The 18,813-nt window shown below is 66.4% G+C and carries 18 protein-coding genes, 3 tRNA genes and 2 pseudogenes; 14 read left to right on the top strand and 9 right to left on the bottom strand.

Going from position 1 to position 18,813, the window contains the following annotated elements:
• Positions 1 to 259 precede the first annotated feature (259 nt).
• The 8 genes from KTJ78_RS13320 to KTJ78_RS13355 all read right to left on the bottom strand — a co-directional run bounded on the left by KTJ78_RS13320 (position 260) and on the right by KTJ78_RS13355 (position 6,211).
• A tRNA-Phe gene (locus KTJ78_RS13320) sits at positions 260 to 332 on the bottom strand.
• A gap of 59 nt (positions 333 to 391) precedes the next feature.
• A tRNA-Asp gene (locus KTJ78_RS13325) sits at positions 392 to 468 on the bottom strand.
• A gap of 29 nt (positions 469 to 497) precedes the next feature.
• Positions 498 to 570 (bottom strand) — tRNA-Glu (locus KTJ78_RS13330).
• Positions 571 to 739: 169 nt separating this feature from the next.
• Entirely contained in the window at positions 740 to 1,021 is a 282-nt protein-coding gene (locus KTJ78_RS13335) for a hypothetical protein (RefSeq protein ID WP_217136652.1), read from the bottom strand.
• 9 nt (positions 1,022 to 1,030) lie between these two features.
• Positions 1,031 to 2,314, bottom strand: coding sequence for a M18 family aminopeptidase (locus KTJ78_RS13340; RefSeq protein WP_369808109.1), 1,284 nt, complete (start codon positions 2,312 to 2,314; stop codon positions 1,031 to 1,033).
• Between the two features lie 175 nt (positions 2,315 to 2,489).
• Positions 2,490 to 3,974: a leucyl aminopeptidase gene (locus KTJ78_RS13345; RefSeq protein ID WP_217136654.1), complete on the bottom strand. Its 1,485-nt coding sequence runs from the start codon at positions 3,972 to 3,974 to the stop codon at positions 2,490 to 2,492.
• Positions 3,975 to 4,037: 63 nt separating this feature from the next.
• On the bottom strand, positions 4,038 to 5,417 hold the full coding sequence (locus KTJ78_RS14035; protein WP_217136655.1) for an ABC transporter permease: 1,380 nt from the start codon (positions 5,415 to 5,417) through the stop codon (positions 4,038 to 4,040).
• On the bottom strand, positions 5,414 to 6,211 hold the full coding sequence (locus KTJ78_RS13355; protein ID WP_217136656.1) for an ABC transporter ATP-binding protein: 798 nt from the start codon (positions 6,209 to 6,211) through the stop codon (positions 5,414 to 5,416). Before KTJ78_RS13355 ends, KTJ78_RS14035 begins: the two co-directional genes overlap by 4 nt.
• A gap of 204 nt (positions 6,212 to 6,415) precedes the next feature.
• On the opposite strand from KTJ78_RS13355, the pseudogene KTJ78_RS13360 reads away from it, so the two are divergent.
• From KTJ78_RS13360 to KTJ78_RS13415, 12 genes and pseudogenes are all read left to right on the top strand, one after another.
• Positions 6,416 to 6,664: pseudogene (locus KTJ78_RS13360) on the top strand (LLM class flavin-dependent oxidoreductase); the annotation flags it as partial.
• A 46-nt stretch (positions 6,665 to 6,710) separates the two neighbouring features.
• Positions 6,711 to 8,147 (top strand): recombinase family protein, encoded by a 1,437-nt coding sequence (locus KTJ78_RS13365; protein ID WP_217136657.1) that lies wholly within the window; start codon positions 6,711 to 6,713, stop codon positions 8,145 to 8,147.
• A 182-nt stretch (positions 8,148 to 8,329) separates the two neighbouring features.
• A complete protein-coding gene (locus tag KTJ78_RS13370; protein ID WP_015779966.1) occupies positions 8,330 to 8,542 on the top strand; it encodes a hypothetical protein in 213 nt (70 codons plus the stop codon).
• On the top strand, positions 8,542 to 8,790 hold the full coding sequence (locus KTJ78_RS13375) for a hypothetical protein (RefSeq protein WP_217136658.1): 249 nt from the start codon (positions 8,542 to 8,544) through the stop codon (positions 8,788 to 8,790). Before KTJ78_RS13370 ends, KTJ78_RS13375 begins: the two co-directional genes overlap by 1 nt.
• 339 nt (positions 8,791 to 9,129) lie before the next feature.
• A complete protein-coding gene (locus KTJ78_RS13380) occupies positions 9,130 to 10,551 on the top strand; it encodes a Rep family protein (RefSeq protein ID WP_217136659.1) in 1,422 nt (473 codons plus the stop codon).
• Positions 10,548 to 11,138, top strand: a complete 591-nt coding sequence (locus tag KTJ78_RS13385; protein ID WP_217136661.1) for a hypothetical protein — start codon at positions 10,548 to 10,550, stop codon at positions 11,136 to 11,138. The genes KTJ78_RS13380 and KTJ78_RS13385 overlap by 4 nt, the downstream gene beginning before the upstream one ends.
• Before the next feature lie 95 nt (positions 11,139 to 11,233).
• A pseudogene (locus KTJ78_RS14060) lies at positions 11,234 to 11,596 on the top strand (relaxase/mobilization nuclease domain-containing protein); the annotation flags it as partial.
• 412 nt (positions 11,597 to 12,008) lie between these two features.
• Complete coding sequence (locus tag KTJ78_RS14065) at positions 12,009 to 12,914, top strand: hypothetical protein (protein WP_440137393.1); 906 nt, start codon at positions 12,009 to 12,011, stop codon at positions 12,912 to 12,914.
• Between the two features lie 87 nt (positions 12,915 to 13,001).
• Positions 13,002 to 13,370: a Cd(II)/Pb(II)-sensing metalloregulatory transcriptional regulator CmtR gene (cmtR, locus tag KTJ78_RS13400; protein ID WP_217136664.1), complete on the top strand. Its 369-nt coding sequence runs from the start codon at positions 13,002 to 13,004 to the stop codon at positions 13,368 to 13,370.
• Positions 13,367 to 15,328 carry a heavy metal translocating P-type ATPase gene (locus tag KTJ78_RS13405; RefSeq protein ID WP_217136678.1) on the top strand — a complete coding sequence of 654 codons (1,962 nt, stop codon included), beginning with the start codon at positions 13,367 to 13,369 and terminating at the stop codon, positions 15,326 to 15,328. The genes cmtR and KTJ78_RS13405 overlap by 4 nt, the downstream gene beginning before the upstream one ends.
• A gap of 12 nt (positions 15,329 to 15,340) precedes the next feature.
• Positions 15,341 to 15,643 (top strand): DsbA family protein, encoded by a 303-nt coding sequence (locus tag KTJ78_RS13410; protein WP_217136666.1) that lies wholly within the window; start codon positions 15,341 to 15,343, stop codon positions 15,641 to 15,643.
• A 132-nt stretch (positions 15,644 to 15,775) separates the two neighbouring features.
• The gene (locus KTJ78_RS13415) at positions 15,776 to 16,585 is read left to right on the top strand and encodes an LLM class flavin-dependent oxidoreductase (RefSeq protein WP_217136668.1); all 810 of its coding nucleotides are present in this window, start codon (positions 15,776 to 15,778) and stop codon (positions 16,583 to 16,585) included.
• Between the two features lie 66 nt (positions 16,586 to 16,651).
• On the opposite strand, the gene KTJ78_RS13420 is transcribed toward KTJ78_RS13415, so the two are convergent.
• Complete coding sequence (locus KTJ78_RS13420; RefSeq protein WP_217136671.1) at positions 16,652 to 17,158, bottom strand: tetratricopeptide repeat protein; 507 nt, start codon at positions 17,156 to 17,158, stop codon at positions 16,652 to 16,654.
• A gap of 252 nt (positions 17,159 to 17,410) precedes the next feature.
• On the opposite strand from KTJ78_RS13420, the gene KTJ78_RS13425 reads away from it, so the two are divergent.
• Complete coding sequence (locus KTJ78_RS13425; RefSeq protein WP_217136673.1) at positions 17,411 to 17,818, top strand: SdpI family protein; 408 nt, start codon at positions 17,411 to 17,413, stop codon at positions 17,816 to 17,818.
• Between the two features lie 102 nt (positions 17,819 to 17,920).
• A complete protein-coding gene (locus KTJ78_RS13430) occupies positions 17,921 to 18,481 on the top strand; it encodes a GNAT family N-acetyltransferase (protein ID WP_217136674.1) in 561 nt (186 codons plus the stop codon).
• Positions 18,482 to 18,813 lie beyond the last annotated feature (332 nt).

Consider the following 18,813-nt stretch of genomic DNA (forward strand, 5'->3'; position numbering starts at 1 on the left):
CCGGGCACGATAGACAAACCAGGGGCTCCTCTTCAATAGATGGGTGAGTGACTCACAACCAGCCTGGCAAAGAGGGACGGTGGCGGAAAGTGACCACACGCTGGAAGAAAGCTCTCGCTGAGCACCGGGGCCACGTTCCTGCTCGCATCGCTAGGAGCCAAGAGTCGAAAGCCAAGAAGAGCGCGCAGATGCGCAAATAAAAGAACCCCCAAGAGTAGAAGCCTCTTGAAGGTTCAGCGGCGGTGTAATCTCCGCCACGTGGCTCCGACCGGCATCGATCCGGTGACCTTTCGATTTTCAGTCGAACGCTCTACCAACTGAGCTACAGAGCCGAAGGCTTTTGATCGCCTTCTGAGAAAAAGAAACCCTTCCGAAGAAGGGCTCTTTTTCTTGGCGACCCTGACGGGACTTGAACCCGCGACCTCCGCCGTGACAGGGCGGCGCGCTAACCAACTGCGCTACAGGGCCTGGTGCTATTTAATTGTATCTGGTGATCGTGACCCCAACGGGATTCGAACCCGTGTTGCCGCCGTGAAAGGGCGGAGTCCTAGGCCGCTAGACGATGGGGCCGCAGTCTCGCACTTTCGCACGTTGACCACCGAGAAATAAGCATATGCGAATGCGGGGGCTTGTGCAAATCGAGGCCATTTTTCTCTAATCCCTGGCGTGTCACGCCCGAGCAAGACGGCGTGACACGCCCAGAAATTGGGCCTCAAAAAGCGACGAGTTTGGCCCGTCGTCAGGCCATGAGGGCTTTATTGAGCCGGTTGAGCGAAATGTTTTCGTGCATAAACACGCCAACACTGGTTCGCTGCTCAAAGTTGTACCCGAGGCTGCCCTGCGTGAGCAGCCCGATGAGGTGTGGCTCGTTGGGGTTCCATAAAATCCACGACGGCTTGCCGTTCGAGTTGAGCCCCAAGAAAGTCACCTCGATGTCGCGGTTGCCCATTTTTTGCACCCGCGGCATCATTCGTTCGGTGGGAAGTTGTGTACTCTCGTCTGCCCTTGAAATCTCGCTCATACGTGCATTCTAGGCGAAGAACGTCTGAGCGACGAGGGCAAGCGCATACAGGTCATCGACGTGTGCGAGTTCGCGCGCAGAGTGCATCGAAAGCAGCGGCACCCCTATGTCGACGGTGCGAATGCCGAGGCGGGTTGCGGTGAGCGGCCCAATGGTCGTTCCGCAGGGCATGTCGTTGTTCGACACGAAGGTCTGGTGTTTGACCCCCGCCCGCTCACACACGCTGCTCCACAGGGCCGCCCCGTGCGCGTCTGAGGCGTAGCGCTGTTGCGCGTTCACCTTGAGCATGGGCCCCTGCCCCGCGAGCGGGCGCACGTTGGGGTCGTGGCGCTCGCGGTAGTTCGGGTGCACCGAGTGCCCAGCGTCGGCCGAGAGGCACCATGATGAGGCGAGCCCGCGCGCACGTTCTTCGACGCCGGCGCCGAGCAAAGCATAGAGGCGGTCGACGATCTCGGCCAGGAACGGCCCTGAAGCGCCTGAGCGGGTCTCTGAGCCGATTTCTTCGTGGTCGAAGGATACGAACACGGCGATGCTGTTTTCGGCGGGCTGAGCGCCTTTCATGGCGGCGAGGCCTGCGTAGGTCGACGAGAGGTTGTCGAGTCGCCCCGAGGCGAGTAGTTCGCCGCCTACCCCGATGCGCGCCGGGGCCTGCGTGTCGGCGACGACGACGTCGCAACCGGCAATATCGGCGGCGTCAATACCAGCGTCGGCAGCAAGCAACCGCAGCGGATCGCCCTCGCCGTACCCGAGGCTCACCCCGAGCACGGGCTGCGTGTTCATCTGCTTCTGCAGTTTGAGCCCCTCGTTGACCTGGCGGTCGAGGTGAATCGCGAGCTGCGGAATGCGCGCGACGGCCCCCGTTTTGGCGGTGAGCTCCTGGCCGTCTCGGGTGATGAGTCGGCCGGCGAAGGCGAGATCGCGGTCGAGCCACGAGTTGAGCAGCGGGCCGCCGTAAATTTCGACGCCGGCCTGCGCCCAACCCTCTGCATCGAAGGCGGGGCTTGGCTTGAGCTTGAAGCCGGGCGAATCGGTGTGGGCGCCAAAGATGTTGAGCCGCGCCGAGGGGGTGATGCTTGGGCCCACGGCCCAAGCGATCACGGCGCCGTCACGCACGACGACGTGCTTCGCGCCCGGCGTGAGTTCGGGCCATGCTGCGGTCTCATCGAGGGCCTCGTAGCCCGCCTCGATGAGCTGGCGTTCGGTCTCGCGTGCCGCCTGGTACGACGAGGGCGATGCGCTCACGAAGTCTGAGATCTGCTGAATATACGTATTGAGGTCTGGCATGTGGGTCATCGTGGTAACTCCTTGCACCCTCATGGGCGCGGTAGGCGGTCGCGGGAAGCAGCGCTTCCCGGTCGCGCACGGTGTAAAAACGGTGGCGATACACAACACCGGGGCCCCGTCACGATCAAACGATCGCGGCCGAGACCCCGGTGTTGGTCACTCGAAAGTGTGAAGCAGTCGTGAACTACTGGCGCGGTGCCTCGAAGGCCGCGGCGAACTCGGCGAGCAGGCGCGCACCGAAGCCGGTCGAGCCGGTTGAACGCCAGAGGTCGTTCTTGTCGCTCATCATGGTGCCTGCGATGTCGAGGTGGCCCCAGGCGATCCCGTCGACGAACTCGTTCAGGAAGAGACCGGCGAGAATGAGACCCGCTGATGATCCGCCGATGTTCGAGAGGTCGGCCGTGTTCGACTTGAGCTGTTCGCGGTAGCGGTGATCGAGGGGCATGCGCCAGATGTTCTCGTCGCTCACGAGGGCTGCTGCCTCGAGCTGAGCGGCTACCTCGTCGTTATTCGCGAGCATCGCTGCGGTGCGCTCGCCGAGTGCCATCTGCGCGGCGCCCGTCAGGGTCGCGATGTCGATGATGGCGTCGGGGCGCTGCTCTTCTTCGGTCGCGAGCACGAGGCCGTCGGCGAGCACGAGGCGACCCTCGGCGTCGGTGTTCTTAACCTCGACGGTCGTGCCGCCGCGAATCGTGAGCACGTCGCCGAGCTTCGTCGCGCTGCCCGAGGGCATGTTGTCGGTGCACATGAGCCAGCCGGTGACCTGATGCTCAACACCGAGCTCACGCAGCGAGGTCATCGACGAGAAGACCGCCGCGGCGCCCATCATGTCGAACTTCATGGCCGCGTGCATCGCGTTCGAGGGCTTGAGGCTGATGCCGCCCGAATCGTACATGATGCCCTTGCCCACGAGCGCGAGGTGGCCCTTCGCGTTCTCGGGACGGTACATGACCTTGATCATGCGGGGCTCTTCGGTTGAGCCGGCGTTCACACCGAGCAGGCCGCCGAGGCCGAGCTCCATGATCTGCGCGCGGTCGTAGACCTCAACCTCGAGGCCGAACTCGGGGGCGAGCTTCTGGGCGATCTCGCCAAACTTCTCGGCGCTCAGGTGGCGCGGCGGGGTGTTCGCGAGGTCACGGGCGAGGCCAGCGATACGAGCGAGCACGAGGCCACGCTCGATGCCCTCGGTCGCCTGCTTCTCATCGTCGGTAACGACGGTGAGCTTCTCGAGCGTTACGGTCTTCGGGTCGGTCGTGAGCTCGTCCCAGCGGTAGCGTGCGAGCAGCGAGCCCTCGACGACGGCCTGAGCCGCTTCGCTGGCTGAGATCGCGAGGCCGCGCACGTCAACGGCGAGGTCAGCGATCTCGCTCGCGGCACGGGTGAAGGCGGCCGCGGCATCGCGCACCTGAGCCTGGGTCTCAAGCTTCTCGCCAACGCCAACGAGCACCGTGAGGGTCTCGCCCGCAACCGGGTAGGTCTGCCCTGGCTTCGCGGTGAAGCCAACGGCGGCGAGCGCCTCGCGTGACACGGTCACACCCGAGGGAAGTTCACCCTCGGTGCTCACGAACACTGCCTGTGCTGCGGCCTGCGCCTCTGCAGCCGCAACAACTTGAGGCTGCTGGTCGAGAGAAGGAATCGGGTTAAATGAAGCATCAATCACAACAGTCATGCCCACCACCATACTCCCCGGGTGTGGGAGCCCACCGAGGAAATTCGGAGGCTCCCACCCGGGTCACGCCGCGGCGAGCGCCTCAACGGGCGCGACGCGAACGGCGCGTTTCGAGGGGGCGAACGACGCGAGCGCCGCGAGGGCAATGCCAAACACCGCGATGCCCGCGATGACGAGCAGGGGGATGCCCGGCGGCTGAATGCCGACCTCTGAAGCAAGCAGAGAGGTGGCGGCGATCCACCCGTAAAAACCGCCGAGCACGACGCCGAACACGAGCGCGGTGAGTGTCATCTGTGCAGCCTCGACGATCACGAGGCCGCGCACCTGCGCACCTGTGAATCCGAGCGTGCGCAAGAGGCCGAGCTCTCGGGTGCGCTGAATAACGCCGAGCGAGAGCGTGTTCACGAGGCCAACGGCTGCGATGACGGCCGAGAATCCGACGAGCGCGGTGAGCACGACCGTGACGGTCGCGATGGTCGAGCCGAGCACCGCTTGCGAGGCAGGGTCGTCACCGAAGGCCGTGAGCATCATCGACTCGAAGCTCGAGAGAGCAACCGCAAACATGGTCACGAGGGTTACCCCGATCACGAGACCGATCGTCGCGCGGGTGGCGCGCTCTGGGTGCCGCGTCGCGTTCGCACTCGCGAGGCGCGCGACGGGGCTCTTACCGAGCAGTTTGCCGCTCAGTGCGAGCATAGGCGGCATGATGCGGTGCGCAGCGAGCATGATGCCGGTGAACGAGAACATTCCGCCGAAAAACGCGACGACGATGCCCATGGGGCTGAGCGCGATGCCGAGCCCCATCAGCGCGACACCGATGATCACGAAGATGATCGCCGTAACCGTGCGCCCCACGCGACCACCGGCCACCTCTGGCGAGGGCTCAACGGCCGCACCGGTCGCCGCAATCGGCGAGACCTGGCCGACTCGCTTGGTGCCGACCCAGGCAGCGATCCACGTGGTCGCGATGACGAGGGCCACCGCGACGAGCGTCAGCGGATCGAAGAGCGGGTACCCGCGCCCCGCTGGCAAGCCTCCCAACTGCTCCGCGATGGCCACGCCGCCCGCCACGAGCCCCGTCGCGACGACGAAGCCGGCGAGCGCGCCGAGGGCTCCCATGACGAGGCCCTCGCGGGCGACCGAAGCACGCATGCGGTTCGAGGTCGAGCCGATGAGCCTGTACAGCGCGATCGTGCGGGTGCGCCCCGCGATAATCGTCGAGAAGGTGTTCGCGGTGACGATCGCGGCGACGTAGAGAGCGATACCGATGAACACGAACGAGACCGCGAGAAACATCATGCGAAAGGTCGCAGAGCCCTCCATGAGGTTCGGATCGAGCGCCGCCGCGAGCACACCGGTCGTGAGAATGAGCGTGACGGCGAGCACTGTCGAGAGTGCCGAGACAACGATCGTCGCGCCGTGCCCCTGGAGCCTGTCTCTCACGCGCTCACCTGCTCGAGGTTCAGCATCGTGCGCGAGACCTGCTCTGGGCTCATGGCTGCCGAGTCGAGCACGATCTGCCCGTCAGCGAGAAACAGAATGCGGTCGGCGTAGCTCGCGGCGACCGGGTCGTGGGTGACCATCGCGATCGATTGGCCCGAGCTGTTCACGGCCTCGCGCAGGAGCCCGAGCACCTCGCGGCTCGTGCGCGAGTCGAGGGCACCCGTCGGCTCATCGGCGAAGACGATGTCGGGGCTCGTCGCGAGCGCCCTCGCGATGGCGACGCGCTGCTGCTGACCGCCCGAGAGCTCGTGCGGGCGGTGCGTGAGGCGATTCGCGAGGCCAAGCGTTGCGAGAATCGTGTCGATGCGCCCCTGCTCGGCCGCGGTCGGCGTGCGCCCGTCGAGTTCGAAGGGCAGCATGACGTTGCCGAGCACGTCGAGCGTTGGCACGAGGTTGAAAGCCTGAAAGATGAAGCCGATCTGGCGGCGGCGGAGCTTCGTGAGCTCGGTGTCGTTCATGCCGGTGATGCGCTGCCCCGCGAGCAGAATCTCGCCGGAGCTGACGGTGTCGAGGCCGGCCATAACGTGCATGAGCGTCGACTTGCCCGAGCCCGACGGGCCCATAATCGCGGTGAAAGCGCCGCGCTTAAGGCCGAGGCTGACCCCGCCGAGCGCCGTGACCGGGTTCGCCGCATCGCCGTACTGTTTGACGACGTGGTGGGCCGAAACCACGAGGTCGCTCGGGGGTTCGGGGGTGCTTCTCACGAGGGGAATCTGCTGCGAAATATCGTTCATACCCAAACGCTACGACCGGCCACCCACCTGCCGCGTCGGCCCCGGGTACCAGCGGGGCGTACCCCGGTACGATCTTGCGTGGGTCTTCAGGGTGACCGGGTGTTGGCTCGTCGCGGATCCGCCGCTTTGCTCCGTCTCGTGATTTATCTCGCGCGCAAGATAATGCCCGGGAATACTTTTACCGGGCGCCCGGTTACACCCGGCATGAAAGCATTTGGATTCCTCTCATTTGGGCACTACGGCGACGTGCCCGGGTCAATCACCCGCACCGCCGGCGACATGCTCAAGCAGACCATCGAGATCGCCGAGGGCGCCGACGAGATCGGCGTGAACGGCGCCTACGTGCGCGTGCACCACTTCGCGCGCCAGGCCGCCTCGCCCATGCCGCTACTCACCGCGATGGCGGCCCGCACGAAGCGCATCGAGGTCGGAACCGGCGTCATCGACATGCGCTAGCGCATATCGTGGTTGCAACACCCGTTCACGTAAGCTTGGTTGCATGGTTGAACTGGTATCGCTCAGGAAGACGAACGAGGTCGCCGCATACGTCCGCGCCTCGATGGACCGTAAGGGCGACCGGTGGACCGTCGAGACCCAGCTGCGGAAGATCAGGGCGCTGGCCGAGGCCAAGGACTGGAACGTGGTCGAGGTCTACGACGACAACGCGGTGTCGGCGACGAAGAAGCGCCGCGCTGGCACCCGGTGGGCCGAGATGCTGGACGACGCCCGCGCGGGCCGTTTCTCGATGGTCGTCGCCGTGGACATGGACCGGCTGCTGCGCAGCACGAAGGACTTGAACACCCTGATCGACCTCGGCCTGCGCGTCGTCACAGTGGACGGCGAGATCGACCTCTCTACGGCTGACGGCGAGTTCCGGGCGACGATGCTCGCCGCTCTCGCCCGGTTCGAGGCACGACGCAAGGCCGAGCGTCAGATCAGGTCGAACGAGCGACGCCGGGCCGAAGGCATCCCGGCGTCCACCTGGAAGGCGTTCGGCTGGACGAGGGAGGGGGAACTGATCGAGGAGGAGGCCGAGGCCGTTCGGCGGGCATTCGACGCGTTCCTCGGTGAACCGGCGCTGTCGATCCGGCGCATCCGCGAGGACCTGAACAGTGCCGGGCACGTCACCGCGCGCGGACAGGCGTTCTCCGTCGATGCCGTGCGGTACTTGCTGGCGAACCCGCTCTACGCTGGCTACATCAAGCACTACGCCTCGGGCGAGCTGTACCCGGTGCAGGGCGGGGCGTTCCCGCCCATCGTCAGCGAGCAGACGTGGCGGGCCGCGGTGGCGAAGCTGGAGGACAACGTGCGGAGGTCGGCGAGGCAGGGCAACCAGCCGAAGTACCTTCTGTCCTCGATCGGCCTGTGCGGGAGGTGCGGCGCGACGCTTGTCTCGGGGACGAACAGCCGCAAGCAGCCGACGTACCGCTGCGGCGAGCAGTTCCACCTCACCCGCCAACGGGAGCCCGTCGATGCGATGGTCACCGAGGCGGTGCTCACCCGGCTGTCCTCGGCGGACGTGCACGACCTCGTGATGCCGCAGGATGACGCTGGGCCGGACCGCGAGGAACTGCTGACCGAGCGGAACGCCCTGGTCGAGCGCGTGAAGGAACTGAGCCCGCTGCTGCGAGACATCCACCAGCCGGTCTTGGAGATCACCGCGGCGATCAACGACGTGAAGGCCCGCATCGACGAGATCGACGCGGAGCTGCTCGACCGCTCGGTGTCGGTGGCGGCGAAGCTGCTCGCGGACGTGGACGAGCCGGTCGGTACCGCGGAGCGCCGAGAGGTCGTCGAGTCGAAGTGGAGGGCGTTGGACGTGGACCGTCGCCGGATGCTCGTGGACGAACTGGTGACGGTGACCATCGAGCCCATCGCTCCCGGCCACGTGAAGTTCGACCCCGACCTCATTCGAATAGAGCCGCGTCGCGACTGACACGCGAGTCGACTCGTCAGTGGACTGGTGAGTCGAGTCATGGGAGAATGGTTGCAGACAAGAAGATCCCACCGGGGGCCAGACTTTGAAGCTGGCGATACTACTCCCGGATGAGTCGCCGGTCAAACAGCCCAACTACCGTGGCGGGGAACCGGAAGCACACTCATGTTTGAGGACTTCCGATGTCTGTCGTTATCGACGCTCCCCGCGCATTTGCGCTGGACCATCCTGGGCTCGACCAGGACCCGACCCCCGTTTCGCAGGCTGATGGGTTCGATCCCGTCATCGCCGCCGCCCGTGCCGCCGGTCGCCGGGCCGGTGAGCGCCTGGCACTCACGCCACTGACCCCGCGCCAGCGCGCCGCCGTCGCCGCCGTGATGGGCGGTGATCGCTGATGAGCGCCAACTCCGCTGCTTTCGATCACGTCAACGCGTTCCGCTGGCGTCTGGGCGACCCCTCCCTCACCGACTCCGAGGCCCGTGTCTACGACCTTGGAGTGCTCCGCTCCGTGCTGGAGGAGGCCGTCGAGATCGCCGTCGCCGATGCCCGCGCCGATGGGGTGACCTGGGCGAAGATCGGCGACGCCCTCGGCGTCACGCACCAGGCCGTCATCAAGCGCTACAGCAAGGGCGGTGCCCGATGAGCACCGCCGACCGCACCATCACCATCGTCCCCGCCGACCTGACCCCGCCCGGAGGGCCTGACCTGGCACCCGCCGCAGGCGGGCTGCCCGTCGTCGTGATGACGGTCCGCAGCCGTGCTTCGCACTCTAAGAGTTTCGGGAGCCTCATTCGTTCCTACGGGCGCGGCAAGGGCTTGTCGATTGCCGCGCCCTGCAACAACGTGCCTGGTCAGCGGTCGGTTCCGCCCGCGCTCCGTCGCGTGGCCTCGTGGGATCATTTTGGGTCTCATTTGGGGGTCAATAGGGGGTCATTTAGGCGCCGCACTCTCTCTGAGGCCCTCCGCTCTGTCCGCGGCGGGGGTGGTCGCCGTGGCTAAGCAGGAGAACAACCCGACGAGCATCGGGCTCATGCAGTACCTCGATCCGTCGCACTGGGCCTGGGCTGCCGAGGACCCGAACGGGGCCGCGCTGCTCCAGCAGGGAGCCGAGGCGATCCTCGCCTACGTGGTGCAGCGGCTCGAGGCCACCGGCTGCGAGGTCGTCGAGGCCTACGGCATCGTGCATGACAAGGACGAGCGCGAGGTCTGGAGCGACACGGAGAAGGCTCTGGTGATCGAGCCGAAGCCCGATCACCTGCACGCGGTCATCAAGTTCGCCAGCCGTGCGAAGAGCGCACCGCTGGATCGGCTCGCGTTCGGCATCGGCGTCGAGCCCCAGTACGTCGAGAAGCCGGGCCGCGGGCGGTACGCCTACGACAACATGCTGTCGTATCTGACGCACGTGAAGTACGTGGACAAGCACCAGTACGCGCCTTCGGAGGTCGCTACGGTGCGTGGGCCTGACTACCTCGGGATCGACGCCCAGCGTCGGGAGACCTGGCTCAAGGGGCGCGCGCACGTGAAGAAGAAGGTCGTCGCCGAGAACTTCGAGGACATGCGCGAGCGCGTGCTCCAGGGCGAGTTCACGCGGGATCAGATCATGCTCACGGACGAGCTGTTCGACATCTACTCGCGGCATCAGCGGGAGATCGACGACGCGCTGTCGGCCTACGGCCAGCGCCGCGCATACCGGGCGGCGGCGAAGCTCCGCGCCGGTGAGTTCTCGACGCACGTGGTGTTCGTCCATGGGGATGCCGGGATCGGCAAGACCCGGTTCGCCACGGACTTCATCACCGAGGCGATCAACGCGGCGAACGCGCACGGCGAGCGGTGGCAGGTCTACCGGGCCGCGACGGGGAACCCGCTTGATGACTGGCGAGGCGAGGAGGTGCTGCTGCTGGACGATCTGCGGGCCTCGGCGATGGATGCGAACGACTGGCTGCTGCTGCTTGATCCGTACAACGCCTCGCCTGCGAAGGCTCGGTACAAGAACAAGGGCGAGGTGGCCCCGCGCATTATCGTCATCACGGCGACGATCGAGCCTGTCGAGTTCTTCTACTACGCCCGCCAGAAGGGCAACGTGGACGAGGCGTTGGACCAGTTCATCCGCCGCTTGGCCTCGGTCGTGAAGGTCTATCGTGCCGACGACATCAATCGTTACCTCGTGCAGCACATTGGGAAGATCGAGCCCTACGAGTGGCACCAGTGCAGCATCCCGACCGCCGCACACACGCCCGGCATGTACGGCAACGCGTATCACCAGAACGTCGGGTCGCGGGAACTGACCTACGGTCCGGAGACCTCGGCGGAACATGACGCTGAGGGCGCGGTTGCTGAGCTGCTGGGCGGGCTCGCGGTGCGGAGCCCTGACGTGCCGCTGGCGCTGATCGGAGGTGCCGCATGAGCACCGAACGCGATGCGCTCTTCCAGGGGGTCGAGGGGGCCGGAGGCCCCTCGCAAGCAGCCGGGGAGGACATGAGCGTCAGCGAAATGTCCGACACGGCTACTGCTTGCCACTCTGGCGTACAGGTGGAGCAGCAGACCGACTCCCAGGTGAACACCGGTCGGGCTGATGCGGAGGCTGTGCGTCAGAGTCACGGCGGCGCGAAGCGTCGTCGTGGGGGCCGCGCGAAGCTCGATACCGACTTCGGAGAGGCCACGCTCGCGGCGCTTCGCACTCGTGCGAAGCGGCTCGGGCTGGCTCCGAGCACGTGGGTGCGGAGCGTCGTGCGCGATGCCCTCCACGCCTCCCGGAGCGAGGAGCTGGACGCTGCCGTGGCCGCGCACCTGCTCGGGGTCGAGGCCCGCGCGCAGGCCTCGGCGGACGCTCGGGAGCTGGCCGCGCAGGTGCGCCCGCTGGCGATCAACGTCAACGACCTGGACCGCCGCGCGCGGGCCGGTGAGACGGTGACGCTGTCAGCGGAGGTGCCCGAGCTGATCGAGCTGCTGCGCGAGGTCCGGGCGCTGCTCGGGGATCGGACGGCATCGTGAGCACCACGCACTACAGTCCGAGCACCAGCGCCGCCGACACGGAACGCTACATCCGGGGCAGGGAGGACGAGCGCGGGGTCTCGATCACGTGCGACGTGCCGGGAGGCCCCGGCGCATTCTCCGCCCGCGCCCGTGCTCTCACGCAGAACACGAAGCGCGATGTCGAGGCGCTGCACTATCGGCAGAGCTTCAGCGACGAGGAGTTCGACCCGGAGAATCCGGAGGACGTGCAGCGGGTGAACGATCTGGGCTATCAGCTCGCGAAGAAGATGCACCCGGATTCCGACTGCCTCGTCGTCAGTCATGTGGATGGGCGGGGCAAGAAGCCGCACAACCACATCCTCGTCATCAACCACAACAACCGCACGGGAAAGGCGCTCTCGGACTATCGCACGTTCCACGACCGCAAGGCCGGGAAACAGAAGGGCGTGCAGTCGGCAAACGATGAGCTGATGCGCGAGCACGGGCTCTCGGTCGTGAAGCGGCTGGAGCACGCGCCGAAGGACTGGGAGCTGCGCCGCGAGGACTTCACCGAGGGTGGGCTCGACCGCGAGATGGGCGACCGGATGAGCGCCGCCCTGGCCGATCCCCGCGCGACGGACAAGGCTGGTCTCGAAGCGGTGATCGCGGAGCAGAACCAGCAGCTCGGCGACGACGGGGAGCCGGTGCCGCGGATGCGCCTTCACACCGCCGTGAGCAAGCGGGGCAAGAACGTCGGCAAGGAGACGTGGACCCTCTATATCGAGGACCGCCGCGGCGAGTCAGGGCGCGCCGAGCGCCGCAAGCGCACGAGCGCTCTCTCGGCGGACTTCACCCCGGAGGGCGCGCAGGCGTTCTTCGACTACCACCAGCAGCAGAAGGAGCAGGACCATGAGCGCAGCGCTCGACAGGCTGAAGCAGCAGAACGCGCAGAGCGGATCGCCGCCGCAGCTCGAAAGTCCCGAGATGACGGAGACCTTGACCTCGATCCTCGCCGCCGTCGAGGCGCAGAACGCGAGGCTCGACCGGCTGGCCGAGCAGCAGAGGCAGCTCACGGGCTTCGTGAAGGTCATGGACGAGGAGACGACGACGCGGCTGGAGCGGATCACGGCCCCGGCGTCGACCTCCTCGCTCTCCAACGACGTGTCCGCGAGGATCGCGAGTATCGAGAGCAGGCAGAACGAGATCGCGAGCACGCTCGGCGAGTTCGCGCAGAGTCTCAACGGCGAGAGCTTGAACGCCGCGTCGCAGAGCTTGGTCGCGGAGGCGCAGAGGAATCACGCGGCTACGGCATCGGCGATTGAGGGGCTCAAGGCGCAGGCCGCGGCGAACCAGAACCTCGTCAGCCAGGTCGGCGGGGCGGTCCAACGGATCGAGAAGCACATCGAGGAGCGGGTCCAGAAGGCCGTCGAGCAGGTCACCGGAGAGGCGTCGACCACGATGACCGCGAACCTCGACGCGTCGAACGAACGGGCCGAGCGGATCATCGCCGCCACCTCGAAGCTGGAGGCCCGTCAGCTGTGGTCGGCCGCCGCCGCGATGTGCCTCGCCCTCCTGCCGGTGGTGGTCGTCGTCGCCGGGCTCTGGATGGGCATCGCCGGGCTCATCACGGGTGCTCAGTGGGCACTGGACGTGGACGGGAGCGTGTGGCTCGGCATCGGGCGGTGGCTCGTGGTAGGCGCTGGCCTCGCCGGGGCCGGCTACGGGCTCTTCGCGTCCGTCCGGTGGGCCGCCGGTCTTGTGGAGACGTGGAAGGGTCGCGGGATGTCGACGTGGCCGAGCTGGCGCAAGAGGTGACCGTGATTCCCGAGGGCAAGCGCGCGGAGCGCGTGCGGCAGCCCTGCTACTGGACGATAGGTCAGTCCGCGCTGTATAGTTCAGTGTATGCTGACCATTGCTTCGCGCCTCGACGTCATGAATCGGCTGGGTCGGGCCATGGCGGACCCGACGCGCTCCCGGATCCTGATGTCCCTGCTCGACGGCCCGAGCCACCCCACCGTGCTCTCGCGCGAGCTGGGGCTGACGCGCTCGAACGTGTCGAACCACCTGACCTGCCTGCGCGACTGCGGGATCGTGGTCGCCGAGCCCGAGGGCCGCCAGACCCGCTACGAGATCGCCGACCCGCACCTCGCGGCGGCGCTGACGGCGCTGGTGGACGTCACGCTCGCGGTGGACGAGAGCGCGCCGTGCATCGACCCGCACTGCTCGGTGCCCGGTTGCTGCGCCGCGACCGGCTCGGGGGACGCCTCGTGAGCGCCGCCTGCGGCTGCGACGAGCCGACCACCAGCGCCGCCGAAGAGGCCGAGGAGGCCGAGAGCCCGTGGTGGCGCGACCCGGGACTGGTGGTGCCGATCCTCTCTGGCGTCGTGTTCGGCACCGGCCTGGTGCTGGAGTGGTCGGGGCTGCACCTCGCGGCGCTGGTCGCGTTCTGGGCGGGCCTGCTGCTGGGCGCGTACACGTTCGTGCCCGGCGCGCTGCGGAACCTGATCGTCAGGCGGAAGCTGGGGATCGCGCTGCTGATGACGATCAGCGCCGTCGGCGCGGTGATCCTCGGCTACGTGCAGGAGGCAGCCGCGCTGGCGTTCCTCTACTCGATCGCCGAGGCCCTGGAGGACAAGGCGATGGACCGCGCCCGTGGCGGCCTGCGCGCGCTGCTGAAGCTCGTGCCGGAGACTGCGACCGTGCTGCGCGACGGTGCCTCGGTCGAGGTCCCGGCCAAGGAGATCGCCGTCGGCGACGTGCTGCTGGTCCGCCCCGGCGAGCGGGTCGCTACCGACGGGATTGTCCGGTCCGGTCGCTCCAGCCTGGACACCTCGGCGATCACCGGCGAGTCGATCCCGGTCGAGGTCGCCCCCGATGACGCGGTCTCGGCGGGCGCGATCAACACCGCCGGTGTGCTGGAGGTCGAGGCGACCGCGGCGGGCACCGACAACTCGCTGACCACCATCGTGGAGCTGGTCGAGCAGGCCCAGGCCGAGAAGGGCGAACGGGCCCGGATCGCCGACCGGATCGCCCGCCCGCTGGTGCCCGGCGTGATGGTCCTCGCCGTCCTGGTCGGCGTGCTCGGCTCGCTGCTCGGGGACCCGGAGACCTGGATCACCCGCGCCCTGGTCGTCCTCGTCGCGGCCAGCCCGTGCGCGCTGGCGATCGCGGTGCCCGTCACCGTGGTCTCCGCGATCGGGGCCGCGACGAAGTTCGGCGTCGTCATCAAGAGCGGGGCCGCCTTCGAACGCCTCGGCGGCATCCGCCACCTCGCCGTGGACAAGACCGGCACCCTGACCCGCAACCGGCCCGAGGTCACCGCCGTCGTCGCCGCCGACGGGTTCGACGACGCCCAGGTGCTCGCCTGGGCGGCCGCCGTCGAGCAGCACTCCACGCACCCGCTGGCCGCCGCCATCGCCGCCGCGGGCAAGGGAGCCCCCGCCGCGCAGGACGTGACGGAGGAGGCCGGGCACGGCATCGGCGGCCTGGTCGACGGCCGCCGGGTGACGGTGGGCAGCCCCCGCTGGATCGATGCGGGGCCGCTCAAGGCCCGGGTCGAGGACCTGGAGGCCGAGGGCCAGACCTGCGTGCTCGTGGCCGTCGACGGCCAGCTGGCCGGGGCGATCGGCGTCCGCGATGAGCTGCGCCCCGAGGTCCCCGAGGTCGTGCGCACGCTGCGGGCCCAGGGCGTCGAGGTGAGCATGCTCACCGGCGATAACGCCCGCACCGCGCACGCGCTCGCGCAGATCGCCGGGATCGGCGACGTGCACGCCGAGCTGCGGCCCGAGGACAAGGCCCGCATCGTCGCCCAGCTCTCCGGGGCCTCGCCCACCGCGATGATCGGCGACGGCATCAACGACGCCCCCGCCCTGGCCGGGGCGACCGTCGGCATCGCGATGGGCGCGACCGGCTCCGACGCCGCGATCGAGTCCGCCGACGTCGCTTTCACCGGCCACGACCTCGGCCTGATCCCGCAGGCGCTGCGGCACGCCCGCCGTGGCCGGGCGATCATGAACCAGAACATCGTGCTGTCCCTGGCGATCATCACCGTGCTGCTGCCGCTGGCCATCACCGGCGTGCTCGGCCTGGCCGCGGTCGTCCTCGTCCACGAGGTCGCCGAGCTCGTCGTCATCGCCAACGGGCTGCGCGCCGCGCGTGCCAAGCGCCCGGCGGCGGCTGTGTCGCCTGAGACGGCGTCACCGGCCACGGTCCGCGCGGACAGAGATTGAGAGGAGTGGATCATGGAGATCACGTTGCAGTACTTCGACGGGTGCCCGAACTGGGTGGTGCTCGACCGGCGGCTCGCCGAGGCCCTCGACGGCCGATCGGACGTCCGCGTCGCGCATCAGCGAGTCGAGACCGCCGAGGACGCCGCCCGCCTCGGGTTCCACGGGTCCCCGACCGTCCTCATTGACGGCTCCGACCCCTTCGCCGACGAGCACACGCCGGTGGGGCTTGCCTGTCGGGTGTTCCGCACTCCTGCCGGGCTGGCTGGTTCGCCCACCGTCGATCAGCTGCGCGAAGTACTCGATGCGCCTCTATGAGGGTGGAGCACGCGATCATCGCACCGACGCTCAGCGCAGGAAGAGCCGCTTTCATCGAAAACCAGCCAGGATTGTCGTCAACGTTGTGCTGTAGAGCGCGCCGACACTGACAACGGGTGCTACAACCCAGGCATGCGCTACGAGAACCCCCTCTACCTCGCCGAAGAAGCGGCCGCCCTCGACTACATCGCCGACGGAAGACTCGCGCTCGGCATCAGCCGAGGATCACCAGAACCGGCACTGCGCGGCTACGAGGCATTCGGCTACACCGGCTCGAGCGACCCCCGCGGCGCCGACCTCGCCCGCGACAAGTTCGACCTCTTTCTCGACGCGATCGACGGCGGCGGCATCGCCGAGGGCGACCCGCAGATGACGGGCCCCGGCGTTCACCTGCCCATCGAGCCGCACTCGCCCACGCTGCGCGACCATATCTGGTGGGGAGCCGGCTCGCGCGCCTCGGCCGAAGACGTCGGCCGCATGGGCCTAAACCTCATGTCGTCGACCCTGCTCACCGAGGCCACCGGCGAGCCCTTCGATGTGCTGCAGCGCCAGCAGATCGAGCAGTTTCGCGAGGCCTACCGCGCCGCCGGCCACACTGGCACCCCACGCGTGAGCGTGAGCCGCAGCGTTTTCCCGATCATGAACCAGCGCGACGAGATGTACTTCGGGCTGCGTTCACGCGAGAACCAGGATCAGATAGGCGTCATCGACGGGCTGCGCTCGACCTTCGGCAAGACCTACGCCGACAGCCCCGAGGTGCTCATCGAGCAGCTGAAGAACGACGAGGCCGTGATGGCGGCCGACACCCTCATGCTGACGATTCCGAACCAGCTCGGCCCCGAGTACAACCTGCACGTGCTCGAGTCCTTCGCGAAGCACGTGGCACCGGCGCTTGGGTGGAAGCCGAATACCGAGGGGGCGGTTACCGGGTACGCGATCTAGCCATTCGGGCGAGGGAATTGCTGCACGAGTGGAACCAGCCTCATGTTATGGGAACATGAGGCTGGTTTAGTTTTCTGAGCCCAACGATTCCAGGTAAGCACCATTGCCGCGAATGGCCGCCTCGTATCGCATGATCTCGTCGGTCTGAAGCCGATCCGCGATAAGAACAAGCAGCGAGCCTAGAGCGGGAGCAGTGTCACCCATCGCGTGCAGCGTCAGCGCTCTGAATACCGTCAAAGACTCGGAATTTGGGAACGCGACAAGCCCCTCTTCGAAGACGGCCAGACTCTTGTCAAACCGCCCGAGGTTGCGAAGCGTGCTTCCATACTGCAGGTAGCACTGCCTCAGCCATTTCCCTTGCAGACCTGCTTCCAGGGCCCTCTGGTAGTAGACGGCAGCAACGGCCTCCTGGCCGTCAGTATCGTATGCGCCGCCCACTTCGTAGAGCACTTCGGGTTCTTCCGGGAACGCGTCAAGCACACGAAGAAACGCCTCGATCGTCGGAGCCATATTTGACCGATCCCGCGCGGCGAATATTCGGTCCAGCTCTTCTCTCAGGTCCGGTGCAATCATTGGTTCCTCCCCTGCGAGACATGGCGCCACCCCAGAATGGGAACCGCATTGACAAGAATACTCGCCTTGTTAAACCTCTGAGGCCCCACCTCTTCCAACCGAACCAGCTCAGCCGCGAGCACAAGCTGCACGTACTCGAGTCGTTCGAGGATCACGTAGCGCTGGCGCTGGGGTGGAAGCCGAATGCCGAGGGACCGGTTACGGGGTACGCGATCTAGTGCGCGGAAGTGTGACGCTGCTAGGGTCAGATGCATGGCCGAAACTGTGGTGATGGGAATGGTGATGGCCGCCTTCTTGCTCCTGTTCGGAGTCGGGCTATTCACCGTAGGCAAAGCCTGCGAGAACGGCGACATCGCACGCAATAGAGCACTTGGACTTCGTACTCGGCACACCCTCGCCTCTGATGAGGCTTGGAGGGTTGGCCATGTTGCAGGGGGCCTAAGCCTCAAAATCGCAGGGCTTGGAATGTTGATCGGCTCGGCCCTCGCTTTGCTCAGTGCGCCCCTTTTCTTCCTAGGAGTCTCTGAGAACGTCACCAACTCGATCATCGCTTCGCTCATCATTGCATCAGCACTCTGGTCGCTTATTTGGGTGTTGCTCGCTGGTCTCAAAGCAAATAGAGCCGCTAAGCAGCTCTCTCGCTCGAGCGAACACGTGTAGAGGTATCGGCGCCGGCGCTGGGGTGGAAGTCGAAGACCGAGAGCCAGTTCAAGGCGATACGGTGTAACGCTTTTACCCATCACCGACTGTCATAATCGCAGCATGGGTAACGAGCGCGGGTACGAGTCAGTGCTTAGTGACATTCGTCTTGACCCTCCTACCACGGGCGATATTGAGCCACTGCATGAGATCTACCGAGATCCGCAAGTCTGGACGCATCTTCCCTCTAGCCGGCACACCGACCTCGCAACGACCACTGCGATGGTCACATCGTGGATTGATGCGTGGGAGCGCGACGGACTCGCAGCCTGGATTGTTCGCGATGTGGTGAGCCGAGAGGTCCTCGGGCACGTGGGTTGCTCCGTCAGAAACGAAACCTTCTGGAACCTGGGATACCGTCTGGCTGCGAACGCACAGGGCCGCGGTATTGCCAGCCGTGTTTCGAAGGTGGCGGTCAATCGAGCGCAGCTTGTCGTTCCGGAGCTACCGGTGATCGCGTATCTCTTGGAGCACAACCATGCGAGCGCCCGAGTTGCCGAGAAATGTGGGCTAATTTTGCGGCATCGCGCCCCAGACGCTGGCAACCCCGGCCCGAGTGCAATTCGGCTGGTCTACGCAGACCGCAAGTTGTCAGACGATGAGCTTCGCGCAGCCCTTGCTTGAGCGGCTGAGTGGCGCTGAGCGTAGGGTTCTGGGTCCGGAAGGTAGACCCCGAACTCTTGAGGTATTTCTGTAACTCCCCCCCCCCCCCAGAAAAACACGCAGCCTAGAAAGATTCGTAAAGCCCACCTCACCCACTTTGGTGGCTACCTCACGCCGTAGAAGTATCAGGAGCAACCGCAGCTGCCGCGAAATTGTTTGCACTTTCAGGCGGTTTTCGGCCTCAAACGGGTGAAAAGTGCAAACAATTTGGGTGGGCCCCTCTTTGCCAGGCTGGTTGTGAGTCACTCACCCATCTATTGAAGAGGAGCCCCTGGTTTGTCTATCGTGCCCGG

Source organism: Leucobacter chinensis (assembly GCF_019049105.1).
Lineage (GTDB): Bacteria > Actinomycetota > Actinomycetes > Actinomycetales > Microbacteriaceae > Leucobacter_A > Leucobacter_A chinensis.